We start from the raw sequence: 21,917 nt of genomic DNA on the forward strand, positions 1-21,917 counted from the left end.
CAGGGGGACACCCGGGTAGGGGCCCTGATCTTCTCGCACCCGATACGGCCGACCGGGTGACACCAGGCGCCGACCCCGACGGCCCCGACGGTCAGGGTGGTCCGGGCGGTGCCCCGAGGTCGTCCCGGACGGATCATTCGATGCGGATCTCCTCGATGCGCACCGGCCGGCGCTCGCGCCGGGACAGTTCGCACGCCTCGGCGATTCGCAACGCCGCCAGTGCCTCCCGACCGTCACACGGGTTCTCCCCCTGGCCCACCACCATCCGCAAGAAGGCGTCCAACTCGGCCTCGTACGCGGGGGCGAACCGCTCCAGGAAGCCGGGCCACGGTCGGGACGCGGCCCGTGGCCCCTTCGGCTCGGTCGAGGTGATCGGCGTACGGTCGTCCAGACCGACCGTCACCTGATCGAGCTCCCCCGCCAGCTCCATCCGGACGTCATAGCCTGCGCCGTTGCACCGCGTCGCCGTCGCCGTCGCCAGTACGCCGTCGTCCAGGGTCAACACGGCCGCAGCGGTGTCCACGTCCCCCGCTGCTCGGAACATCGCAGGTCCGGCGTCCGAACCCGTCGCGTACACCTCCACCACCTCGCGCCCGGTCACCCAGCGCAGCATGTCGAAGTCATGGACCAGGCAGTCGCGGTAGAGGCCCCCGGAGAGCGGTAGATACTCGGCGGCCGGTGGAGCCGGGTCCGAGGTCATGGCACGCACCGTGTGGAGCCTGCCCAGCCGTCCGGATTCCACCAACTCCCGAGCGGCCCGGTAGCCGGCGTCGAAGCGGCGCATGAAGCCCAACTGGAGCTGGGTTCCCGCGGCCTCGACCTCGTGCAGCGCCGCGAGCGTCCCCGGTACGTCCGCCGCTATCGGCTTCTCGCAGAAGGCGGGCAGCCCCGATCGCGCCGCCCGAGTGATCAACTCGGCGTGGGAGGCCGTCGCGGAGGCGATCACCAGCGCGTCCACCCCCCAGGTGAAGATCTCCCGCGCGCTGGGCGCCGCTGTGGACCCGGTGCGTTCGGCCACCGCCGCCGCCCGCGCCGGATCGGCGTCCGCCACCACGAGCGCCCCCACCTCTCGGTGGCGACTGAGCACGTTCGCGTGGAAGGTGCCGATACGTCCCGTACCGATGAGTCCGATGCGCATGGGGAAAAAATGGGGGTGCCCCCGCCATCGTGTCAAGGCTTTGTCCTGACAACCGGACGTTCTCGTGTTCCGTCCCTTCCCGTCCCCGAGGGCCGGCGACTACGCTCGCTCCGTGCCCAAGCAGCCCAGAACCGGGACGGACGCCGTCCCGTCCCTCCAGCTGAGCGTGGACCGCACCAGTCCGGTTCCGCTCTACTTCCAGCTCTCCCAGCAGTTGGAGAGGGCCATAGAGCAGGGGGTCCTCACCCCCGGCACACTGCTCGGCAACGAGATCGAACTGGCTGGTCGGCTGGGTCTGTCCCGCCCCACCGTGCGTCAGGCCATCCACGCCCTGGTCGACAAGGGACTGCTGGTACGCCGTCGCGGCGTCGGCACCCAGGTCGTGCACAGCCAGGTGCGAAGGCCGCTGGAGCTCAGCAGCCTCTACGACGATCTGGAGGCGGCCGGACAGCACCCCGCCACCACCGTCCTGCGCATGTCCACCGAGGCCGCAGCACCCGCGGTCGCCGACGCGCTGGGCCTCGGCGAAGGCACCGAAGTGCAACGGATCGAACGGGTGCGGTACGCCCACGGGGAACCCATGGCGCTGCTCACCAACCATCTGCCCGTCGGACTGGTGACCTGCGGCACCCCCGAACTGGAGGCGACCGGCCTCTACCGCGTGATGCGGGCCGCCGGCATAACCCTGCACAGCGCGCGCCAGTCGGTCGGCGCCCGGGCCGCCACCGCCACCGAGGCGGAACTGCTCGCCGAACGGCCCGGCGGTCCGGTGCTCACCATGGCACGCACCACCTTCGACGACACCGGGCGCGCCGTGGAACTCGGCTCCCACCTCTATCGAGCCTCGCGCTACACCTTTGAGTTCCAACTGCTCGTACGCCCCTGACCATGTGCGTCCCACCCGGTACCAGGAGTGTCCGATGACCTACCCGGCGTACCCGATGCCCACCCTCAGACCAGCCGTGACCCATACTTGGGCGGCCGGGATGTGTCATTCCGCTTCCCGGTTACCGCGAGAATCAGCAGGGCAAGAAGGACAGGGGCACGGCGTCGTGGCAAGGGCAAGGACAGGGGTACGCGTCATCGGCGCGGTGCTGGCGGCGGTGCTCGGGGCCTCCCTGGTGGGATGCAGCAGCACCGGCGGCAAGCGCGCCGAGGACGCCCGCAAGGCCCAGGCCGCCGCCGGGAAGGCCGGGGTCAGCACACCCCGCTGGACCTTCGCCATGGTCACCCACTCGGGCGACGGGGACACCTTCTGGGACATCGTCCAGAAGGGCGCCCGGGAGGCCGCCACCAAGGACAACATCAACTTCCTCTACTCCAAGAGCGACGAAGGACAGCAGCAGGCCCAGCTGGTCCAGGCCGCCATCGACAAGAAGGTCGACGGTCTCATCGTCACCCTCGCCAAGCCCGACGCGATGAAGGCGGTCGTCACCAAGGCCGTCGCCGCGGGCATTCCCGTGGTCACCGTCAACTCGGGGTCCGAGCAGTCCAAGCAGTACGGGGCGCTCACCCACATCGGCCAGGACGAGACCATCGCCGGCGAGGCGGTCGGCGAGGAGCTGAACGAGCGCGGCCGGAAGAAGGCGCTCTGCGTCCTCCACGAACAGGGCAACGTGGGACACGAGCAGCGCTGCGCCGGAGCGAAGAGCACCTTCGACGGCGAGATGCAGAACCTCTACGTCGACGGCACCAACATGCCCGACGTCCAGGCGACCATCGAAGCGAAGTTGCAGACCGACCGCTCGGTGGACGCCGTCGTCACCTTGGGCGCGCCCTTCGCGGACACCGCAGTCAAGGCGAAGCGAACCGCGGGCAGCAAGGCCGAGATCGACACCTTCGACCTCAACGCCAAGGTCGTGGCGGGACTCAAGGACGACTCCCTGGGCTTCGCCGTCGACCAGCAGCCCTACCTCCAGGGCTACGAGGCCGTCGATCTGCTCTGGCTCTACCGCTACAACGCCAATGTCCTCGGCGGCGGGAAGCCCGTGCTCACCGGACCGCAGATCATCACCAAGTCCGACGCGGCCAAGCTGGAGGACTTCACCAGGCGGGGCACCCGATGAGCGCGACCGCACCCTCCGCACCCACCCGGGAACCGGGTACGCCCGACGAACGCCTCGTGCACACCTCCATACTGCGCACCCTGATGGGCCGGCCCGAACTGGGCTCGATCGTCGGAGCCGTCGCGGTCTTCGTCTTCTTCTCGTTCGTCGCCGACTCGTTCCTCCAGGCGTCCAGCCTCTCCACGGTGCTCTACGCCTCGTCCGTCATCGGCATCATGGCGGTGCCGGTGGCGCTGTTGATGATCGGCGGCGAGTTCGATCTGTCGGCCGGAGTCCTGGTCACGAGTTCGGCCCTGGTCTCGTCGATGTTCAGCTACCAGATGACGGCGAACGTCTGGGTCGGAGTGTTCGTCTCGCTGCTGGTCACCCTGGCCGTGGGGGTGTTCAACGGGGCGATGCTCACTCGGACCAAGCTGCCCAGCTTCATCATCACGCTGGGCACGTTCCTCATGCTCACCGGCCTCAACCTCGGCTTCACCAAACTGATCAGCGGTACGGTCTCCACCAAGTCGATCGCCGACATGGAGGGCTTCACCTCGGCCAAGGCCGTCTTCGCCCATGAGTTCGTCATCGGTGACGTCACGATCAAGGTCACCATCCTGTGGTGGATCGCCCTCATCGCGGTCGCCACCTGGATCCTCCTCCGCACCCGCTTCGGCAACTGGATCTTCGCGGTCGGCGGCGGGGAGCACGCGGCCCGCGCGGTCGGCGTACCGGTCACCCGTACCAAGATCGGCCTCTATATGGGGGTTGCCTTCGCCGCCTGGGTCGCGGGCCAGCACCTGCTGTTCTCCTTCGACGTCGTGCAGTCGGGCGAAGGCGTCGGCAATGAGTTGATCTACATCATTGCGGCGGTCATCGGCGGCTGCCTGATCACCGGTGGGTACGGGTCCGCCATCGGGTCCGCGATCGGTGCACTGATCTTCGGCATGACCAGCAAGGGGATCGTGTACGCGGAGTGGGACCCGGACTGGTTCAAGTTCTTCCTCGGGGCGATGCTGCTGCTGGCCACCCTCCTCAACGCCTGGGTGCGCAAGAGGGCGGAGGCGACCCGATGACACAGGTCTCGCTGGTCGAGCTGGAGAACGTCAGCAAGTTCTACGGGAACATCCGCGCCCTGGAGGGCGTGTCCCTGACCGTGCATTCCGGTGAGATCACCTGTGTGCTCGGTGACAACGGTGCGGGCAAGTCCACTCTCATCAAGATCATCGCCGGGCTCCACCGACATGATTCCGGCACCTTCTCGATCGACGGCGAGGCGACGCGCCTATCGAGCCCGCGCGAGGCGCTCGATCGGGGCATCGCGACCGTCTACCAGGATCTGGCCGTGGTGCCGCTGATGCCGGTGTGGCGCAACTTCTTCCTCGGCTCGGAGCCCACTGTGGGCAAGGGGCCGTTCCGTCGGCTCGACGTCGGCCGGATGCGCGAGACGACCCGCTCCGAACTGCTGCGGATGGGAATCGACCTGCGCGACGTCGACCAGTCGATCGGCACCCTCTCCGGTGGCGAACGACAGTGCGTGGCGATCGCCCGCGCAGTCCACTTCGGTGCCAAGGTGCTGGTGCTCGACGAGCCGACGGCGGCACTCGGCGTCAAGCAGTCGGGTGTTGTGCTCAAGTACGTCGCGGCGGCCAGGGACGCCGGTCTCGGCGTGGTGCTGATCACGCACAACCCGCACCACGCCTATCTGGTGGGGGACAGGTTCGTCCTGCTCAAGCGGGGTGTGATGGCGGCCAGCCATACCAAGGACTCCGTCACCCTGGATGAGCTGACCCGTCAGATGGCCGGTGGCAGCGAACTCGACGACCTCCGCCATGAACTGGAGCGAGCGCCGAACCCTCCGGGCCTCGACCCCGCCTGAACGCCCGGCTCCGCCCCGCTTGAACGCCCGGCTTCGCCCTCGCTTCGGCCGCACTCCTGGCGCCGCCCCGGCTCGGCCGGGGCGGCGCCGTCCGTGCGGCGGTCCCTACTCGACGCCTGCCCGCATCGAGGACCGCTTCGGCCCCCGCGGTGCCCCTAGAAGCGACGGACGACCACCCCCAGCACCTGGTCCACCGGGCAGGGACCGTACTGCTTGGAGTCATGGCTCAGCGGATGGTCGCCGATCGCCACGAAGTGCCCGGGCGGTACGCGGGGAGCCCGGCGCACCACCCCGTCCGGCATGGCGTCCCCCGCCACCGCCACCACGCGCTTGAGGGACCAGGGAACGGCGGAGAGGTCCTTGGACGCCGGGGGATCCGTCCGCCAGCCCCGTGCGGGGCCGGGGCCGGGCGCAGCGACCACGGCGACGGCGCCGGGCCGCAGCCCGGCCGCGCCGAGCCGGATCAGTACCCGGTCGCCGGGCAGCAGCGTCGGCGCCATGCTCTCGCCCCGTACGGTGACCGCGACGAATCGGCCGTGCAGGTACCAGGCGCCGGCCGCCATCAACAGCGAGCCGGCGCCGCCCATCGTCCACCGACCCCGTGAGGTCAACACCGTTCCTCCGCCTCTGTGTGCCGTCGGGCGCCCGGCGCCGAGGGAGCGGGGCTCAGATGCCCGCGCGCTCCATGTCGGCGAGGGGTCGGGGGCCGGTTTCGGTACGGGCCACTTTGCCCGCGGCGTCGACGAGGACCGTGGTGGGAGTGGTCGAGACCCTGAAGACCCCGGTCAGTTCGCCCGGGGAGGGTTCGACCACCACGCTCGCCACTCCGGCCAGCGGCTCCGCCAGTGCCTCGGCGGCCGGATCGTCGCCGGAGATCACCACGACCATCCGGTCGGCCGTGAGGCCGGTGGATCGGGCGTGCTCCACTAGATGGGGCACGAGCGTGGGGCACATCGGGCAGGTGGTGGAGAGGAAGGCGAGGACTGCGGGCCGGCCTAGGAGGTCCGCCCGGCCGATGGTCCGTCCCGACAGGGTGGTGGCCGAGAAGTCGGGCATCGGCCGGCCCGGTTTGGGCCCGCTCGGTTGTCCTCCCCGTCCGCGCAGTTTTCGCCTGATCCCGGTGAGCAGGAGGAGGTTCACCAAGCAGAGCGCGCCGACGAGGACGAGGCCGGCAATGACGAAAGCCATGACTCAACTCCAGTTTGGGGTTGTGGGCGCGAGGCACCCGGGACGAACGGGGAAGCACCCCAGAGGTCGCGGAGTACTGCGCTTCGGTGCGGGGCGGTTCAGCCGCCGGGTCTGCTGATCCGGGCGCGAAAGCCACGGTGGAGGAGGGGTCGATCGCTCACCGCGGGGGCCGTGCTGCACAGGAGCCGCATCACCCATGGACCCGGCCGCATCACCCACGGACCCGGCTGGATCGTCTGCGGTGCGGGACGGTACGAGATGCCGTGGGACCTGTTGACGCACGGCATCTCGTACCGTCCCGAAGGCGTGCGCCCTCGGCCTGTGCGGTGCATGGACGGTGGCCGGCAGGCGGGCAGGTGCCTCATGCCCGCCTCGGGACTGGCGGCGGTGGCCGGAGCCGGTGGACAGGCCCCGGTGGGGATCGCGGGGGAGCGAAGGGCCGCGCTGTGGCCCCGTCCGAAGCGCGCACCACACGGCCTGAGGGCATGTGCGGGGCCTCGCGCGGTCTTCGCAACTGCATCAGACGGCGGTCGGTCGGACGGCGCTGCGGAGTCTTTGGACCGCAGCGGGACCACGGGCGGTCCGGGCATCACCGAAGTGTGGTCACCGGGCGAGCCGAGGGATGCGCTCCGGGTGTACTCGGGCGATGTCCAGCATTCCGCTTTCCTCGCCGTAGGCTTTATCGGCCTGTGCCGGGCTCCGGCGCCGTCACCCGGCGGCGGCCCGGCAGCCGTGCCTAGCACCGACCTGTGTGCTGCTGGCCCGCACTGGAGGGGCGGATGTGGGAACAGTGGCGCACGGACCTGCTGACCGAGCGTTCACAGGGGTGTCGCCTGTCCGTACGTCGACGGGCGCCACAGTTCGTCGCCCGGGCCTCCGCTTTGGGTCCGTCCTCGGTCAGCGGTAAATCGCCGATCTTCCGCAGGGCGTTCATGGGGTCCTCCCGTCGGATACGGAGCGTGTGTAGTCGATCACTGGACTAGACCTATTTGCAATGTGCTCCTGTGATTTGTGACTCGGGTCACATGGGGTGTGTGGGTGGAAATCGGCCACCCCCGCTCCCCATGTCGCTGGCGCCCTCAGGTGGCAGAATCGGCCACGGCGGGCGACGTCCGCCGCCGGGCCCGGGGTGAAGCAGCTCATCGCGTGCCGACCGGCCCCCACGACACCAGGAACGATGCGACCCGTGCGAGCACCTGCCCCCATCCGCTCGACACCCCAAGGCGGCGCCCGGTGAGCACCTACCGCGATTTCGCCCACCGCGGCTCGGCCCGCGCCACCGTCCTGCGGACCGTCGGCACCCGTGAGCGCCGCTCCCATCTGACCGCACCCCGCGTACCCACGGTCGGCATCGACATCGGCGGTACGAAGGTGATGGCCGGGGTGGTCGACGCCGACGGGATCATCCTGGAGAAGGTCCGTACCGAAACCCCCGACAAGTCCAAGAGCCCCAAGGTCGTCGAGGACACCATCTGCGAGCTCGTCCTCGACCTCTCGGACCGCCACGATGTGCACGCGGTCGGCATCGGGGCCGCCGGCTGGGTCGACGCGGACCGGTCCAAGGTCCTCTTCGCGCCCCATCTCGCCTGGCGCAACGAACCCCTGCGCGACGCCCTGTCGGCCCGGCTCGCCGTCCCCGTCCTCGTGGACAACGACGCGAACACCGCCGCCTGGGCGGAGTGGCGTTTCGGGGCTGGCCGTGGCGAGGACCATCTGGTGATGATCACTCTGGGGACCGGGATCGGCGGCGCGATCCTGGAGGACGGGCAGGTCAAGCGGGGCAAGTACGGCGTCGCCGGTGAGTTCGGACATATGCAGGTGGTGCCCGGCGGCCATCGCTGCCCCTGCGGCAACCGCGGCTGCTGGGAGCAGTACAGCTCCGGCAACGCCCTGGTCCGCGAAGCCCGGGAACTGGCCGCAGCGGACTCGCCCGTGGCCCACTCCCTGATCGACCGCGTCGGCGGCAACATCGGGGACATCACCGGTCCGCTCATCACCGAACTGGCCCGCGAGGGCGACGCCATGTGCGTCGAACTGTTCCAGGACATCGGGCAGTGGCTCGGAGTCGGCATCGCCAATCTGGCAGCCGCCCTCGACCCCTCCTGCTTCGTCATCGGCGGGGGTGTCAGCGCCGCCGACGACCTCCTCATCGGGCCGGCCCGGGACGCGTTTCGGCGCCATCTCACCGGCCGTGGCTACCGTCCCGAGGCGCGCATCGCCAAGGCACAACTGGGACCCGAGGCCGGGATGGTCGGGGCCGCCGATCTGGCCCGGCTCGTCGCCCGTCGCTTCCGTCGCGCCAACCGCCGACGCGTGGAGCGCCATGAGCGGTACGAACGCTATGCGCAGGTGCTGCGGAACTCCGCCTCGGTACGTCCCACCGAGGAGCCCTGAAAGCCCCTGCGGCCGTGAGGGGCCGTGAGGGTCCTGGGGGGCGTCCCGGACGGCGCTGCGGAGTCTCCGAGCCACCCGAGCCACAGGGTGCCGTCAGGGTCGAGGGCTGTGGACACCACCCTCGCGGGCTGATCGGGGCTGATCGGGGCTGATCGGGGCGGACGGGGCGGTCGTCGTGCCGTGCACTCGACCGCTTCGATCGGCCCCTTCGTGCGGCCCGCTCGATCGGATGGTTCTGAGCCCCGCTGCCCGGGGCTGCACGAAGGCGCAGGACCGCCGTGACCGCCCTGTCCGTACCCCCGCTACGCGGGAACCGAGGAGTCCGCTTCCGTGCCCGGCCGTTTCGGGACCGTACACTTCAGTTCCGACCGAGCCCCACCCAGGAACCGACTTTCATGACCGTGCCCCGCCAGCCCACGTCTCCGGACGAGAGCTTCCGGCCCCCCGAGGGCAGGGGGCACATGATCTTTCGCCGCTGGTTGACGGCGATCATCATCGTGCTCCTCGTCGGAATCCCCGCCGGCTATCTGGTGATCTCCGCCGAGCAGAGCCGCGACAGCGGGCGCGACAAGGCAGCCGAATCATCGGCCCAGGGGCTGCGCGACAGTTGGCCGTCCCAGATGAAGCGCCGCATCTTCGAGGTGCCGATTCCGCCCGAGTCCACCAAGGTCGCCTACTTTGAGACCAGCAACTGGAAGACCAGCCGGTTGTACGTCCAGTTCAGGACGACATCGGCCGGGCTCGATCTCTTCCTGGAAGAAGTCGGCACCAGCCGCGCCGAACTGATGTACGGGCAGGTCACCATCGGAGCCAAGGACGCCCGGACGGTCGGCTGGGACTTCACGTCCGAGAAGATCTGGGCGGGCACGAGCCATCCGGGCACCCGCCCCCGGCCCAGTCAGGACATCACCGTGGACATGACCGATTCCACCCGCCCCAGGGTGTATGTCGTGTCCAAAACGACCCCCTGACGCTCCTTGATCGGACTCCGTGTGGGGGGACCGTACTTTCCGCACCGCGAACTCACTACCGTGGAGCGGGTGAGTGAGACACAGCCTCCCCCCGACCAGCAGACCCCCACCGGTGAGCAGACCCCTGCCGCGCCCCGGACGACGGAGGGCGGACGGGCCCCCCTCGACGGACCCCACCCCGTGGCCGAACAGACGCCATCCGAGGTCGAACCCGGCATTCCCGCCGAAAACCCACCCCCACAGACCCTTCAGTTCCGTATGGACGGGCCGGACGACGCACCCGTTCTGATCCTGGGGCCATCCCTCGGCACTACCTGGCATATGTGGGATCGACAGATCGAGGAGCTCTCCCGCGAATGGCGCGTCCTGCGCTACGACCTGCCCGGCCACGGGGGTGCACCGGCCCAGCCCGCCGCCTCCATCGGTGAGCTCGCCGAACGCCTCCTCGCCACCCTCGACGGACTCGGCATCCAGCGCTTCGGCTACACCGGGTGCTCCATAGGGGGTGCGATCGGCATCGAGTTGGCGCTCACCCACCCGCACCGCGTCGCCTCCCTCGCCCTCGTTGCGGCATCGCCCCGGTTCGGCACCGCCGACGAGTTCCGGCGCCGCGGGGTGGTGGTCCGCACCAACGGCCTGGAGCCCATGGCCCGCAGCGCACCCGAGAACTGGTTCACCCAGGGATTCGCCGCCGCCCAGCCGGCGATCGTCGAGTGGGCCGTCCAGATGGTTCGCACCACGGACCCTGGCTGCTACATCGCCGCCTGCGAAGCCCTCGCCGCCTTCGACGCCCGGACGGAACTGGGCCGCATCGGGGTCCCGACCCTGGTGCTCGTCGGCTCCGAGGACCAGGTCACCGGCCCCGCCGAGGCTCGTACCCTGGTCGCCGGAATACCGGATTCGCGACTGGCCCTGGTGCCCGGTGCCTCCCATCTGGCCCCCGTTGAGCAGCCGTCCGCGGTGACGGACCTGCTGGTCCGTCATTTCGCCGGGGTGGCACAGGACACGCTGTCGGCGATTCCCGCGCCACCACTCGTACCGATGGCCCCGGCTCCGATCGCCCCCGTCGCCGAGGTCGCACCGCTGGTCGAACCGGCGCACCCCGGCCGGCCCGATCCGTACGAGCCGGGCGTCAAGGTGCGGCGAGAGGTCCTCGGCGACGCCCATGTGGACGAGGTGACCGCGCGGGCCGACGCCTTCGGGGACGACTTCCAGGAACTGGTCACGCGCTATGCCTGGGGCGAGGTCTGGAGTCGGGACGGCATCGATCGTCGAACACGAAGCGTCATCACCCTCACCGCACTGGTCGCCGGTGGTTACCGCGAGGAGTTGGCGACCCACACCAGGGCCGCGCTCCGCAACGGCCTGACGCCCCAGGAGATCAAGGAGATCTTGCTCCACACCGCCGTGTACTGCGGCGTTCCGGCAGCGAACTCCGCCTTCGCGGTGGCGCGTGAGGTCATTCGACAGGAGACGGCACCTGGCCCGTAGCAGGATGTGCTCATGGAGCTGACCAAGAAGAAGCACGCTTGCATCCGCCTGGAGAAGAACGGGGCGGTCCTGGTGATCGACCCGGGGGCCTTCAGCGAGCACGACGCGGCTGAGGGCGCGGACGCCGTTCTGATCACCCATGAGCACGCCGATCACTTCGACGAGGAGCGGCTGCGCGCCGCTCTCGCCGCCGGAACCGAGGTGTGGACGCTACGGAGCGTCGCCGAGAAGCTCACGCCGGCCTACCCCGGCCGCGTCCACACCATCGGCCACGGCGACGCATTCTCGGTGGCCGGTTTTGAGGTGCAGGTGCACGGGGAGCTCCATGCCGTGATCCACCCGGACCTGCCGAGGGTCACCAATGTCGGCTACCTGGTCGACGGCTCCGTCTTCCACCCGGGTGATGCCCTCACCGTGCCGGGGACGTCCGTCGACACCTTGCTCCTGCCCGTCCACGCGCCCTGGAACAAGATCGCCGAGGTCATCGACTATGTGCGCGAGGTGGCGCCCCGGCGGGCCGTCGATGTGCACGACGCCCTGCTCACCGACCTTGCCCGGCCGATCTACGACACGCACATCGGCAATCTCGGCGGGGCCGAGCACACCCGGCTGGGTGCCGGCGAGAGCATCGCGGTGTGATGGGGACCTTTTTCGGTCATTCACTCGACGAACGCCCGACCGGCCCGTTGCCCTGCGGAGCCCGGACTGTCATACCCCGGCATTAGGCTTTCCCCATGCGCATCGCCACATGGAACGTCAACTCGATCACCGCTCGGCTGCCGCGGTTGCTCGCCTGGCTGGAGAGCAGCGGCACGGACGTGCTCTGCATCCAGGAGACCAAGTGCACCGAGGAGCAGTTCCCGGCGGCGGAGCTGCGGGAGATCGGCTACGAGTCCGCCATCCACGCCGACGGGCGGTGGAACGGCGTGGCGCTGCTCTCCAGGGTCGGTCTGACCGATGTGGTCAGGGGGCTGCCGGGCGGCCCGGAGTACGGGGGAGTGCAGGAGCCCCGTTCCATCTCCGCCACCTGCGGCCCGGTGCGTGTCTGGTCGGTCTATGTCCCCAACGGCCGAGAAGTTTCGCACGAGCACTACGCCTACAAGCTGAGCTGGCTGGCCGCGCTGAAGACCGCGGTCGCCGAGGATGCAGCGGCGGAGCGCCCCTTCGCCGTTCTGGGCGACTTCAACATCGCCCCCGCCGACGAGGACGTCTGGGACCGGTCCGTATTCGAGGGCAGCACCCATGTCACCGAGCCCGAGCGGGCCGCGCTCGCCGCCTTGCGGGAGACGGGTCTGGCCGATGTGGTGCCGCGTCCACTGAAGTACGATCATCCGTTCACCTACTGGGACTACCGTCAGCTGGGCTTCCCGAAGAACCGCGGCATGCGCATCGACCTCGTCTACGGCAATGGGCCGTTCAGGGAATCAGTCAAGGACGGCTACGTCGACCGTGAGGAGCGCAAGGGCAAGGGAGCATCGGACCATGCCCCGGTCGTGGTCGACCTCACCGTCTGACCATCGGCCATCGATCGACCGACGTCGTCCGACGACACCGATGACCGCCGTCGCGTGCCTTGTGGTGCGGCCGGCTGCGGGAATGCGAGGGTGAGTGGTGTGAACATCCCTTTCTTGGACCAGTGGCTCAAGCGTCAAGGCGCTGACGAGGAGGAGCAGCGGGCCGCAGCGGAGAGCGACCCGGAGCGGGCTGCTGCCATCGCCGAACTGCTCTCGGAGTGCGAGCTCCTTCGGGTGCGGGCCGAGCGGCTCGGGCTCGAACTGGATGACAGCCCGGATTCGTTGGCCGCGCTCGATCAGCTCCCGCCGCGCTGGCGCGACGATCCCGAGGAACTGCCCTGGGTGGGCAATGACGCCGGTCTCTATCTCGGCACGGTCATCGTGCGCACGGTTCCGGGGGCCGTCTGGCACATCTGGCCGGGTGGTCACCCCGTGGTGCGTCTTGCCTCGGGTCGGGAGATCGGTGTGGTCGAGGCGGGTCTGGACTGGGCGGTGCACGGCGCACCGGAGTTGGCGCAGGTGTACGCGGAGGCGGCCGAGGCTTAGACCCTGCCGGCTTCGATCGTCCCGCGCCGGGCGGGACGTCCGGAAACCCACTGCGATAAATACGGCTTATGCCCTATTTATGCGTGTCGTGCGTGAAGTCCCTTATCGGGATGGATAGTTTGCGCTGACCTCGACACAGCGATGAGTGGGTAGGGCAGCGTATGGCCGTCGTCGATCCGTTGATCGAGCTGCGGGACGTCAATAAGCACTTCGGACAGTTGCACGTTCTCCAGGACATCAACCTCACCGTCGGGCGCGGGGAGGTGGTGGTGGTCATCGGGCCGTCGGGCTCGGGGAAGTCGACTCTGTGCCGGACCATGAACCGGCTGGAGACCATTGAGTCGGGCACGATCACCATCGACGGCGAACCCCTGCCGGCGGAGGGCAAGGGCCTGGCCAGATTGCGGGCCGACGTCGGGATGGTCTTCCAGTCCTTCAATCTCTTCGCCCACAAGACCGTCCTGGCCAATGTCTCCCTGGCGCCGATCAAGGTCCGCGGCCGGAAGAGAGAAGAGGCCGACCGGCGCTCCCGGGAACTGCTGGACCGGGTGGGATTGGCCTCGCAGGCCGACAAGTATCCGGCACAACTCTCCGGCGGACAGCAGCAGCGTGTGGCCATCGCGCGGGCCCTCGCCATGGAACCCAAGGTCATGCTGTTCGACGAGCCGACCTCGGCGCTCGACCCGGAGATGATCAACGAGGTCCTTGAGGTGATGCAGCAACTCGCCCGGGACGGAATGACCATGGTCGTCGTCACCCATGAGATGGGCTTCGCCCGTTCGGCGGCCAACCGCGTCATCTTCATGGCCGACGGCCGCTGCATCGAGGACCGCACCCCCGAGGACTTCTTCACCCATCCGGAGAGCGAGCGCGCCAAGGACTTCCTCTCCAAGATCCTCAAGCACTGACGGGGGCCGACACATGCGGATCAGACGTGCCCTGACGGCGCTGGTGCTCGCGGTCCTCGCCGCCACCGCCTGTGGCAAGGAGGGCAGCCCGCCCGTCAAGGGGCCGCAATCGGACCAACTGCCCGAGTACCAGGTCAACACGGCCTTCCAGCTGGAGGAATCACCGACCTGGCGCAAGGCGAAGCGGCGCGGTCACTTCGTGGTCGGCGTCAAGGAGGACCAGCCCTACCTCGGCGAGAAGGACCCCGCCAGCGGTCTGTACTCGGGCTTCGACATCGAGATCGCCCGCATGGTGTCTGCCTCACTCGGACTCGACCCCCAGAAGATCGCCTTCCGCACGATCGCCTCCGCCAACCGTGAGACGGCCCTCCAGAACGGGCAGATCGACTACTACGTCGGCACCTACACCATCAATGACAACCGCAAGAAGCTCGTCGGCTTCGCCGGCCCGTACTACATGGCCGGCCAGGACCTGCTGGTGCGCGCCGACGAAGAGGACATCAAGGGGCCCGAGGACCTCGCCGGCAAGAGGGTCTGCTCGGCCTCCGGGTCCACTCCGTACCAGCGCATCCAGGCCGACTACCCGAAGGCCGACCTCGTCGCCTACGACACGTACTCCATCTGTGTGGACAACCTGCTCACCTACCAGGTCGACGCGGTCACCACGGACAACGCCATCCTCACCGGGTACGCGGCCAAGGCGCCGGACGAGTTGAAGGTCGTCGGAAAGCCCTTCTCCAAGGAGCCCTACGGGATCGGAGTGCCGCGGGACGACAACGCCCTGCGCTTCGCCATCGATGACGCCCTGGAGGCCAACGAGAAGAACGGCAACTGGAAGAAGGCGTACGAAGCCACGCTCGGTCTCTCCGGGGTCCCGGCACCCGAGCCGCCCCCCATCGACCGCTACCCGGCGAGCTGAGGACCGAAGTGAAAGTACTCACCGACAACTTCTCCACGTACGGAGAGGGCTTCCTCGGTACCGTCGAACTGACGGTCTACTCCTCGCTCCTCGCGCTCGCCCTCGGATTTCTGATGGCCTCCTTCCGGGTGGCGCCCGTCGGCTCCTTCCGGGTGATCGGCACGGTCTGGGTCACCGTGCTCCGCAACACGCCCCTGACCCTGCTCTTCTTCGCCGTGCTCCTCGGCCTGCCCCGCTTTGGACTGGTCCTGCCCTTCAAGGTGTTCGCGGTCCTCGCCCTGGGGTGCTACACCTCCGCCTTCATCTGCGAGGCGCTGCGCTCGGGCATCAACACCGTTCCGAAGGGGCAGGGCGAAGCCGCCCGCAGTCTGGGCATGACGTTCGGCCAGACCCTCAACAACGTGGTGCTGCCCCAGGCGTTCCGCAGCGTCATCCCACCGGTCGGTTCGACCATCATCGCCCTGGCCAAGAACTCCGCGATCGCCGGCGCGTTCAGCGTCACCGAACTCCTCGGCACCTACAAGACGCTCAGCGAACTCGGCTACAACATCATCTGGACCTTCGTCTGGATCGCCGTCGGCTATCTGATCATCACCCTGTCCATCAGTGCGCTGTTCAACGTGCTGGAGAAGCGCTATGGAGTCGCCCGATGACCGATTCCACCGCCCTCTACGACATCCCCGGGCCCAAGACCCGCCAGCGGCACCGCCTCTACGGGATCGTCTCGACCGTCGCCATCGTCGCCCTGCTCGGCTGGATCCTCTACCTGCTCTTCGACACCGGGCAGTTCACCGCCGCCAAGTGGACCCCCTTCGAGTACAAGGGCATTCAGGAACTGCTCCTGCGCGGCCTGGGCAACACCCTCAAGGCATTCGCGTACGCCGCCGTGCTGTCCCTGGTCCTCGGGACCGTCCTGGCCTGTGGTCGGCTCTCCGACCACAGACCCGTGCGCTGGCTGTCCACCCTGCTGGTGGAGTTCTTCCGAGCGATGCCCGTACTGGTGATGATCTTCTTCATCTTTGTCGCGTTGAAGGTGCAACCCCTTCCCGCCCTGGTGGCGGGCCTCACCCTCTACAACGGTTCGGTCCTGGCCGAGGTCTTCCGTGCCGGCGTCAACTCCGTCGACCGCGGACAGCGCGAGGCGGCGTACGCACTGGGGATGCGCAAGACCCAGGTCATGACGCACGTACTGGTGCCCCAGGCGGTCCGCGCCATGCTGCCGACGATCATCAGTCAACTCGTGGTGGCGCTGAAGGACACCTCACTCGGCTATCTGATCACCTACGAAGAATTCCTTCACGCAGGCAAGCTCATCGCCTCGAACCTCGATTACGATCTGCCCTTCATCCCGGTGGTGATGGTGATCTCGCCGATCTACATCGGGATGTGTATGTTGCTCTCCTGGTTCGCCAACTGGGTGGCCAGGCGGCAGCGCCGCAATCCAAAGACGGAGGCCGTGGAGATCACCCCGGCCGATCCAGGGACACTGCTGTCCGGGGGTCCCCCCAAGCCGTAGGAGGCAGGGCAGCAGTACATGGGGCATGACCCGGAGCCCCGGACGGGGCTCCGGACGCAGTCGGTGATCACTTCTGGAGTCGCGACACCCACGGATGACGAGGGGCGGTCGCGAACGAGGAGAAGGTCAGCTGCGCCGGCAGGGTCGTGCTCGATGAACAGAGCAGGTCGAGGCGTCCAGACCACGGTGACACGGGTGCGGGCCAGTACTTCGCCGGAGTGGAGAACCACTCCGCGTCGAAGTGCGGGGACCACCAGGGGTCAGTCCGTGGGCGTACCGGACGCTTGACGGACCCGCTTGCCGAGGCCGAGCGGGCCCGCGTCGAAGCCGCACACGACGGGGGCGCCGCTCTCCTTGGTCAACCGACCCCCCCGTGGCACCGAACCCCCCACCGGGGTTCTCCCGCGGTGGAGGGGCCGTGAGTGTTCTGCCGCCGATGGTCCCCGGTCGCTGCGCCGACCGCGTACGGCGCAGGCTCATCCCGTGGCGGCCCGCGCGCCGGCACCCGAGGGCAGCGGTGTCCTGGCCGCGACGGTCACATCCGCGACCACCTCGACGACGTCCGGGCCGTACGCCTGGGAGTTGACCACCTTCAGCAGCAGGCAGAACGAACTCCGTCCGTGCTTCTTCGCCAGCGTCTCGTGGTTCCGGGCGAGATAGCGGGTGGCCGCCTGGTTGGTGATGGCGCGCTGGCCGCAGAAGAGGAAGACCGGTCGGGCGTCCGGCTGGGCCGTCAGCCGAGCCAGGAGCACGTACTCCGCCGCCCCCGCCTCCAGCCGGTAGCGGTCCGAGCCGATCTGGAACGCGCCCTGGTCCGGACCCGGCTGCGGGTCGACGTTGACGCGGACCCCGGGAAGCAGATGATGGAGATGGGCTGCCATCCGTCGATTCGAGTACGGGCCACCCACACAGAATTCCGTACGTTCACCGAAGCCCTGCCGGGCTATGTCATGCCAGACGATCTCCGTCTGTGCCTCGCAGTCCTTGATCAGCGCGGCCAACTCCAGCAGGGCGAAGACGTCAAAGCGGTGCACGGACCCGTCCCGGCCCGCCTCACGGTTGACGACCAACAAGGACTCCGAGTTCGACGGCAGTCCGAAGAAGGTCTGCTTGCGCAGCAGCTTGCGCCGCAAGAGGTAGGTACGAGCGAGCCAACCGAGCGTGGCACTGATCCCGGCGGCCACCACACCGAGCACGATGTTGCGTACGTCGTCGTTCATGGGCGCGCAGCCTATCGCTGCCATCGCACCACCGTTCGATGCAGTCCCGGCCAGGTGTCCTGACGTCCGCGGCCGGGTGAAGTTACAGTGCGCGGACGTATGTTGACTGGAGGTATCCACATGGGCCGAACCGCCGCCCGCAGCGCGACCGTTCTGACCGTCGCGGCAGCGATGGTCTCGCTGGGGGCCGCCGCGCCCTCCCACCCCAAGCCCTTACTGAAGACACCCACGAAGTCACCGGTGGCCGTCGGCCACGGTGGCGCGGTGGCCAGCGTCGATCCGGACGCCTCGGCCGCCGGCATCGACGTGCTCAAACGAGGCGGCAACGCCGTGGACGCGGCGATCGCCGCGGCTGCCGCACTCGGCGTCACCGAGCCCTACTCGGCGGGCATTGGCGGCGGTGGCTTCTTCGTCCACTACGACGCCCGGTCCCGTACGGTCCACACCATCGACGGCCGGGAGACCGCGCCGCGCTCCGCCGGCCCCGATCTCTTCCAGGAGAAGGGCCAACCGATCCCGTTCGCCGAGGGCCAGACCAGCGGCCTGGGGGTGGGCACCCCGGGTACGCCGGCCACCTGGGAAAGTGCGCTCGACAGTTGGGGCAGCAAGCCCCTGAGCGAGCTGCTGAAGCCCGCCGAGCGGCTGGCGCGCGACGGGTTCACTGTGGACGCCACCTTCCGCTCGCAGACCGAGGCCAACCAGGACCGCTTCGCCGACTTCCCGGCCAGCGCCGAACTCTTCCTCCCCCGAGGGAAGCTGCCCGTGGTGGGCTCCGTCTTCAAGAACCCCGATCTGGCGCGCACCTACAAGGAGATCGGGCGGGAAGGCACGCAGGCGCTGTACCGCGGTGACATCGCCACGGACATCGTGCGCACCGTCCGCAAGCCACCCGTCGGCGAGGGTGTGACCCGCAAGGTCAGGCCGGGTGACCTCACCGCCAAGGACCTGCGGACGTACGACACCATCCGTCGCGCACCCACGAAGATCTCCTACCGGGGCCTGGACGTCTACGGCATGGGCCCCTCCTCATCGGGCGGTACCAGCGTCGGTGAGGCGCTCAACATCCTGGAGCGCACCGATCTGGCGGACGCCAGCAAGACCCAGTACCTGCACCGCTTCATCGAGGCCAGCCGGATCGCCTTCGCGGACCGGGGCCGATGGGTCGGTGATCCCGCCTTCGAGGACGTTCCCGTCAAGGAACTCCTCTCCCAGCGGTTCGCCGATTCACGAGGCTGCCTGATCAAGGACAACGCGGTCCTCACCAGCCCGCTGGCCCCGGGCGACCCCCGCAGGCCCGCCGCCTGCTCCAACAGGGGCAAGACCGCGCCGACCACGTTCGAGGGGGAGAACACCACCCATCTGACGACCGCGGACAAGTGGGGCAACGTCGTCGCGTACACCCTGACGATCGAGTCCACCGGCGGCAGCGGGATCACCGTGCCGAACCGGGGGTTCCTGCTGAACAACGAGTTGACCGACTTCTCCTTCGCACCGGCGAACCCCGCGGTGCACGACCCGAACCTGCCCGGTCCGAGCAAGCGTCCACGTTCGTCCATCTCGCCGACGATCGTCCTGGACGAGGGACGTCCGGTGCTCGCACTGGGCTCTCCTGGCGGGGCGACGATCATCACCACCGTTCTCCAGACCCTGACGGGCCGTCTGGACCGGGGACTCCCCTTGGTGGAGGCGATCGCGGCGCCACGGGCCAGCCAGCGCAACCAGACCACGACCGAACTGGAGCCGGGACTCTGGGACAGCTCGCTGCGCGCGAAGCTGGAGAAGATCGGCCACCGCTTCCGCCTCAACGCGGAGATCGGAGCCGCGACCGGGATCGAGCGGCTCCCTGATGGACGATGGCTCGCCGCCGCCGAGAAGGTGCGCCGAGGGGGCGGTTCGGCGATGGTGGTGCGGCCCAGCGGCAACCCCTAACGGGTGTTGCCCAAGCCGGGTTCATACAGGTTGGCCTGGTGTTTCGCCCTGCCAGGGTGACGTTGCGCGGAGGGGGCGAGGGTCAGTCGATCCGCGGCGGCGGACAGTGCTTGAGGCGGTACCGCCGCCCGGACGGGCGTACTCCGTCCGGCCCCTCGTTCACCCACGGCCCGTTCGGCATCAACTGCCGGACGGGCCGCTGTCGTTGTACGAGGGTCTGCACCGATGTCCCCAACAGCGGGGGATCAGTTCTGTGTGGGAGCGGGTATGGACGCATTTCCGCACAGAAAGGTGATCTTCCCATGCGCTCATCCACCCTGCTCCCCGCTCTCGTCGCCGCACTCTCGGGGGCTGCCCTGCTGAGCTCCGCCGCCCTGCCGGCCGCGGCGGAGACGGTTCAGCGGGTCGTCACCCCCGATGCGTACGGTGTGCGCGAGGGCACCGTGGGGGCGGCCGAGCTGCTGGCCAGGACGGGGAGCTGTACGCAGATCTCCAGCGGGAAGTACGCCAAGGACGCCGGAGGCTCCAAGTCCGTCCCCGTCTGCGGCACCGATGAGGCGGTGTTCTGGACGGCCGATCTGGACATCGACTGCGACGGCAGGGCCACCACCCGGTGCAATGCCCAGACCGACCCCTGGTTCCTCCCCGATACCGCCTTCCACCAGTCGGACGGCAGACCGCTGAGCGCGGAGGAGTTGCCGTTCATCGTGGTGCCCAGTCCCAGCTCCACCTGGCGCTACACCGACTTCGGGATCAAGGGCGGGTCGGTGGTGGCCGTGGTCCACGACGGCAAGGTCCGGTACGGAGTCGTCGGGGACACCGGGCCCACCGGCATCATCGGCGAAGCCTCCTACGCCATGGCCGAGTCACTCGGCATCGATCCCGACCCGGCCACGGGCGGGATCGGGTCGGGTGTCACCTACATCCTCTTCAAGAACTCCAAGGTGTCCCCGATCGAGAGCCACAGCGCCGCGGTGACACTCGGGAACTCGCTGGCCAAGGAGTTCGTGGCGAACGGCTGACGGGACCTGGTCCGGCGGCCCACAGGGCGACGAGGGGCACGGTCCGCCGGTTCCCACATGGCACGGGATCGCGACGTCACCGGATCGCAGGGGCCGGAGGCGCAGGGGCACCTGGGCGCTGACGAGCCCCGGGCGGCCGATTCACAGGACGGTGAGCACGCGCGGCCCTTCATCGGTGATGGCCACCGTGTGCTCCGCGTGGGCGGCCCTGCTGCCGTCGATCGTGCGGACCGTCCAGCCGTCCTGGGTGGTGTAGTGGTCGTCCGTGCCGCCCGCGATCACCATGGGCTCGATGGCCAGCACCATGCCGTGGCGCAGCACCATGCCCCGATTCGGTCGGCCCTCGTTGGGGACGCCCGGGTCCTCGTGCATCCGCCGCCCGATGCCGTGGCCGCCGTAGCCGTCCGGAATGCCGTAGCCGGCTGAGCGGCACACCCGGCCGATGGCATGGGCGATGTCGCCGATCCTCCGGCCGACCACGGCCGCCGCGATGCCGGCCTCCAGCGCCGCCTCGACCGTTTCGATGAGCCGGAGGTCTTCGGGCCTTGCGCGACCCACGGTGAAGCTCACCGCCGAGTCACCCACCCAGCCGGCGAGAATCGCGCCGCAGTCCAGACTCAGCAGATCGCCGTCGCTCAGCCGGTAGTCGTCCGGGATGCCGTGCACGATCGTGTCGTTGACCGATGCGCACACGACGGCGGGAAAGGGAATGGGGGCCCACGAGGGGTGATAGCCGAGGAAGGGCGATCGGGCCCCCGCCTCGGCGAGGACGGCCCGCGCTGCCGCATCCACGTCCCGCAGGGTCGTTCCCACGGTCGCGACTTCTCGGGCCGCCGTCAGTGCACCGGCAACGACCCTGCCGGCCTCACGCATCGCTTCGATCGACTGATCGGTTTTGATCTCAACCATGCCAATTACTATACCGGTCCTAGCGGTATTCGAATACCGGCATTAGAATAACGCCATGGTTCGTACCCCCCTCACCCCGGAAGAGCGCGAGCGCGGCGAGCGCCTCGGTCGCATGCTGCGTACGGCGCGCGGCGAGCGCAGCATGGTCGAGGTCGCGCTGGTCGCCGGGATCTCGCCCGAGACCCTTCGCAAGATCGAGACCGGTCGCGCCCCCACTCCTGCGTTCTTCACCGTGGCCGCCCTCGCCTCCGCGCTCGGGCTCTCCATGGACGAGCTGGTGGTCCGCTGTGCTCTGGTGCCCGCAGCCTGAGCGTGCCCTAGGCTC

Annotated in this window: 22 protein-coding genes; 17 read left to right on the plus strand and 5 right to left on the minus strand. The window is 68.9% G+C overall.

From position 1 onward, the window contains the following. Positions 1–133: 133 nt before the first annotated feature. Positions 134–1,138, minus strand: coding sequence for a Gfo/Idh/MocA family oxidoreductase (locus tag ACFXJL_RS30905; protein WP_329024695.1), 1,005 nt, complete (start codon positions 1,136–1,138; stop codon positions 134–136). Positions 1,139–1,250: 112 nt separating this feature from the next. Between ACFXJL_RS30905 and ACFXJL_RS30910 the strand changes: the two genes are divergently transcribed. The 4 genes from ACFXJL_RS30910 to ACFXJL_RS30925 all read left to right on the plus strand — a co-directional run bounded on the left by ACFXJL_RS30910 (position 1,251) and on the right by ACFXJL_RS30925 (position 5,065). Continuing rightward, on the plus strand, positions 1,251–2,024 hold the full coding sequence (locus tag ACFXJL_RS30910) for a GntR family transcriptional regulator (RefSeq protein ID WP_358877918.1): 774 nt from the start codon (positions 1,251–1,253) through the stop codon (positions 2,022–2,024). 166 nt (positions 2,025–2,190) lie between these two features. Further along, on the plus strand, positions 2,191–3,204 hold the full coding sequence (locus tag ACFXJL_RS30915) for a sugar ABC transporter substrate-binding protein (RefSeq protein WP_358877917.1): 1,014 nt from the start codon (positions 2,191–2,193) through the stop codon (positions 3,202–3,204). Beyond that, complete coding sequence (locus tag ACFXJL_RS30920; protein ID WP_358877916.1) at positions 3,201–4,262, plus strand: ABC transporter permease; 1,062 nt, start codon at positions 3,201–3,203, stop codon at positions 4,260–4,262. Before ACFXJL_RS30915 ends, ACFXJL_RS30920 begins: the two co-directional genes overlap by 4 nt. Further along, complete coding sequence (locus tag ACFXJL_RS30925) at positions 4,259–5,065, plus strand: ATP-binding cassette domain-containing protein (protein ID WP_384697875.1); 807 nt, start codon at positions 4,259–4,261, stop codon at positions 5,063–5,065. Before ACFXJL_RS30920 ends, ACFXJL_RS30925 begins: the two co-directional genes overlap by 4 nt. Positions 5,066–5,220: 155 nt before the next feature. Here the strand turns inward: ACFXJL_RS30925 and ACFXJL_RS30930 are convergent, their stop codons facing one another. Together ACFXJL_RS30930 and ACFXJL_RS30935 are read right to left on the minus strand one after the other, a co-directional pair. After that, positions 5,221–5,676: a S26 family signal peptidase gene (locus ACFXJL_RS30930; protein ID WP_384638690.1), complete on the minus strand. Its 456-nt coding sequence runs from the start codon at positions 5,674–5,676 to the stop codon at positions 5,221–5,223. A 55-nt stretch (positions 5,677–5,731) separates the two neighbouring features. Next, positions 5,732–6,253 carry a TlpA family protein disulfide reductase gene (locus tag ACFXJL_RS30935; RefSeq protein ID WP_384697878.1) on the minus strand — a complete coding sequence of 174 codons (522 nt, stop codon included), beginning with the start codon at positions 6,251–6,253 and terminating at the stop codon, positions 5,732–5,734. 1,233 nt (positions 6,254–7,486) lie between these two features. On the opposite strand from ACFXJL_RS30935, the gene ACFXJL_RS30940 reads away from it, so the two are divergent. The 10 genes from ACFXJL_RS30940 (at position 7,487) to ACFXJL_RS30985 (ending at position 16,512) form a co-directional block, all read left to right on the plus strand. Beyond that, positions 7,487–8,647 carry an ROK family glucokinase gene (locus ACFXJL_RS30940; protein ID WP_329024705.1) on the plus strand — a complete coding sequence of 387 codons (1,161 nt, stop codon included), beginning with the start codon at positions 7,487–7,489 and terminating at the stop codon, positions 8,645–8,647. A 395-nt stretch (positions 8,648–9,042) separates the two neighbouring features. After that, positions 9,043–9,618, plus strand: a complete 576-nt coding sequence (locus ACFXJL_RS30945; RefSeq protein ID WP_358877912.1) for a hypothetical protein — start codon at positions 9,043–9,045, stop codon at positions 9,616–9,618. Between the two features lie 258 nt (positions 9,619–9,876). Next, complete coding sequence (gene pcaC / locus ACFXJL_RS30950; RefSeq protein WP_384638794.1) at positions 9,877–11,109, plus strand: 4-carboxymuconolactone decarboxylase; 1,233 nt, start codon at positions 9,877–9,879, stop codon at positions 11,107–11,109. A gap of 12 nt (positions 11,110–11,121) precedes the next feature. After that, a complete protein-coding gene (locus tag ACFXJL_RS30955) occupies positions 11,122–11,748 on the plus strand; it encodes an MBL fold metallo-hydrolase (protein WP_384697881.1) in 627 nt (208 codons plus the stop codon). 95 nt (positions 11,749–11,843) lie between these two features. Next, on the plus strand, positions 11,844–12,623 hold the full coding sequence (locus ACFXJL_RS30960; RefSeq protein WP_358877910.1) for an exodeoxyribonuclease III: 780 nt from the start codon (positions 11,844–11,846) through the stop codon (positions 12,621–12,623). Between the two features lie 99 nt (positions 12,624–12,722). Further along, the gene (locus ACFXJL_RS30965) at positions 12,723–13,169 is read left to right on the plus strand and encodes a DUF6278 family protein (RefSeq protein ID WP_358877909.1); all 447 of its coding nucleotides are present in this window, start codon (positions 12,723–12,725) and stop codon (positions 13,167–13,169) included. Positions 13,170–13,330: 161 nt separating this feature from the next. Further along, positions 13,331–14,077, plus strand: coding sequence for an amino acid ABC transporter ATP-binding protein (locus ACFXJL_RS30970; protein WP_329024715.1), 747 nt, complete (start codon positions 13,331–13,333; stop codon positions 14,075–14,077). Positions 14,078–14,090: 13 nt separating this feature from the next. Then, positions 14,091–14,996 (plus strand): glutamate ABC transporter substrate-binding protein, encoded by a 906-nt coding sequence (locus ACFXJL_RS30975; RefSeq protein WP_384697886.1) that lies wholly within the window; start codon positions 14,091–14,093, stop codon positions 14,994–14,996. Between the two features lie 8 nt (positions 14,997–15,004). Further along, positions 15,005–15,649, plus strand: coding sequence for an amino acid ABC transporter permease (locus ACFXJL_RS30980; protein WP_358877907.1), 645 nt, complete (start codon positions 15,005–15,007; stop codon positions 15,647–15,649). Next, the gene (locus ACFXJL_RS30985) at positions 15,646–16,512 is read left to right on the plus strand and encodes an amino acid ABC transporter permease (protein ID WP_358877906.1); all 867 of its coding nucleotides are present in this window, start codon (positions 15,646–15,648) and stop codon (positions 16,510–16,512) included. Before ACFXJL_RS30980 ends, ACFXJL_RS30985 begins: the two co-directional genes overlap by 4 nt. A 476-nt stretch (positions 16,513–16,988) precedes the next feature. Here the strand turns inward: ACFXJL_RS30985 and ACFXJL_RS30990 are convergent, their stop codons facing one another. Beyond that, on the minus strand, positions 16,989–17,732 hold the full coding sequence (locus tag ACFXJL_RS30990) for a hypothetical protein (protein ID WP_384697890.1): 744 nt from the start codon (positions 17,730–17,732) through the stop codon (positions 16,989–16,991). Between the two features lie 120 nt (positions 17,733–17,852). On the opposite strand from ACFXJL_RS30990, the gene ggt reads away from it, so the two are divergent. Continuing rightward, a complete protein-coding gene (ggt, locus tag ACFXJL_RS30995) occupies positions 17,853–19,661 on the plus strand; it encodes a gamma-glutamyltransferase (RefSeq protein ID WP_384697893.1) in 1,809 nt (602 codons plus the stop codon). Between the two features lie 302 nt (positions 19,662–19,963). Further along, on the plus strand, positions 19,964–20,683 hold the full coding sequence (locus ACFXJL_RS31000) for a glycoside hydrolase family 75 protein (RefSeq protein ID WP_384697895.1): 720 nt from the start codon (positions 19,964–19,966) through the stop codon (positions 20,681–20,683). 141 nt (positions 20,684–20,824) lie between these two features. Here ACFXJL_RS31000 and map read toward each other — a convergent pair whose 3' ends face one another. Then, positions 20,825–21,592 carry a type I methionyl aminopeptidase gene (map, locus tag ACFXJL_RS31005; RefSeq protein WP_384697898.1) on the minus strand — a complete coding sequence of 256 codons (768 nt, stop codon included), beginning with the start codon at positions 21,590–21,592 and terminating at the stop codon, positions 20,825–20,827. A gap of 55 nt (positions 21,593–21,647) precedes the next feature. On the opposite strand from map, the gene ACFXJL_RS31010 reads away from it, so the two are divergent. Continuing rightward, on the plus strand, positions 21,648–21,902 hold the full coding sequence (locus tag ACFXJL_RS31010) for a helix-turn-helix transcriptional regulator (protein WP_358877901.1): 255 nt from the start codon (positions 21,648–21,650) through the stop codon (positions 21,900–21,902). Positions 21,903–21,917 lie beyond the last annotated feature (15 nt).

Origin of the sequence: Streptomyces sp. NPDC059256 (assembly GCF_042753785.1) — a bacterium.
Lineage (GTDB): Bacteria > Actinomycetota > Actinomycetes > Streptomycetales > Streptomycetaceae > Streptomyces.

What these genes read in the sequence shown, in the direction of transcription:
- ACFXJL_RS30905 (WP_329024695.1), bottom strand. Translation starts at nt 1,138, where the DNA reads ATGCGCATCGGACTCATCGGTACGGGACGTATCGGCACCTTCCACGCG.
- ACFXJL_RS30920 (WP_358877916.1), top strand. Translation starts at nt 3,201, where the DNA reads ATGAGCGCGACCGCACCCTCCGCACCCACCCGGGAACCGGGTACGCCC.
- ACFXJL_RS30925 (WP_384697875.1), top strand. Translation starts at nt 4,259, where the DNA reads ATGACACAGGTCTCGCTGGTCGAGCTGGAGAACGTCAGCAAGTTCTAC.
- ACFXJL_RS30935 (WP_384697878.1), bottom strand. Translation starts at nt 6,253, where the DNA reads ATGGCTTTCGTCATTGCCGGCCTCGTCCTCGTCGGCGCGCTCTGCTTG.
- ACFXJL_RS30945 (WP_358877912.1), top strand. Translation starts at nt 9,043, where the DNA reads ATGACCGTGCCCCGCCAGCCCACGTCTCCGGACGAGAGCTTCCGGCCC.
- pcaC (WP_384638794.1), top strand. Translation starts at nt 9,877, where the DNA reads ATGGACGGGCCGGACGACGCACCCGTTCTGATCCTGGGGCCATCCCTC.
- ACFXJL_RS30955 (WP_384697881.1), top strand. Translation starts at nt 11,122, where the DNA reads ATGGAGCTGACCAAGAAGAAGCACGCTTGCATCCGCCTGGAGAAGAAC.
- ACFXJL_RS30960 (WP_358877910.1), top strand. Translation starts at nt 11,844, where the DNA reads ATGCGCATCGCCACATGGAACGTCAACTCGATCACCGCTCGGCTGCCG.
- ACFXJL_RS30970 (WP_329024715.1), top strand. Translation starts at nt 13,331, where the DNA reads ATGGCCGTCGTCGATCCGTTGATCGAGCTGCGGGACGTCAATAAGCAC.
- ACFXJL_RS30975 (WP_384697886.1), top strand. Translation starts at nt 14,091, where the DNA reads ATGCGGATCAGACGTGCCCTGACGGCGCTGGTGCTCGCGGTCCTCGCC.
- ACFXJL_RS30985 (WP_358877906.1), top strand. Translation starts at nt 15,646, where the DNA reads ATGACCGATTCCACCGCCCTCTACGACATCCCCGGGCCCAAGACCCGC.
- ACFXJL_RS30990 (WP_384697890.1), bottom strand. Translation starts at nt 17,732, where the DNA reads ATGAACGACGACGTACGCAACATCGTGCTCGGTGTGGTGGCCGCCGGG.
- ggt (WP_384697893.1), top strand. Translation starts at nt 17,853, where the DNA reads ATGGGCCGAACCGCCGCCCGCAGCGCGACCGTTCTGACCGTCGCGGCA.
- ACFXJL_RS31000 (WP_384697895.1), top strand. Translation starts at nt 19,964, where the DNA reads ATGCGCTCATCCACCCTGCTCCCCGCTCTCGTCGCCGCACTCTCGGGG.
- map (WP_384697898.1), bottom strand. Translation starts at nt 21,592, where the DNA reads ATGGTTGAGATCAAAACCGATCAGTCGATCGAAGCGATGCGTGAGGCC.
- ACFXJL_RS31010 (WP_358877901.1), top strand. Translation starts at nt 21,648, where the DNA reads ATGGTTCGTACCCCCCTCACCCCGGAAGAGCGCGAGCGCGGCGAGCGC.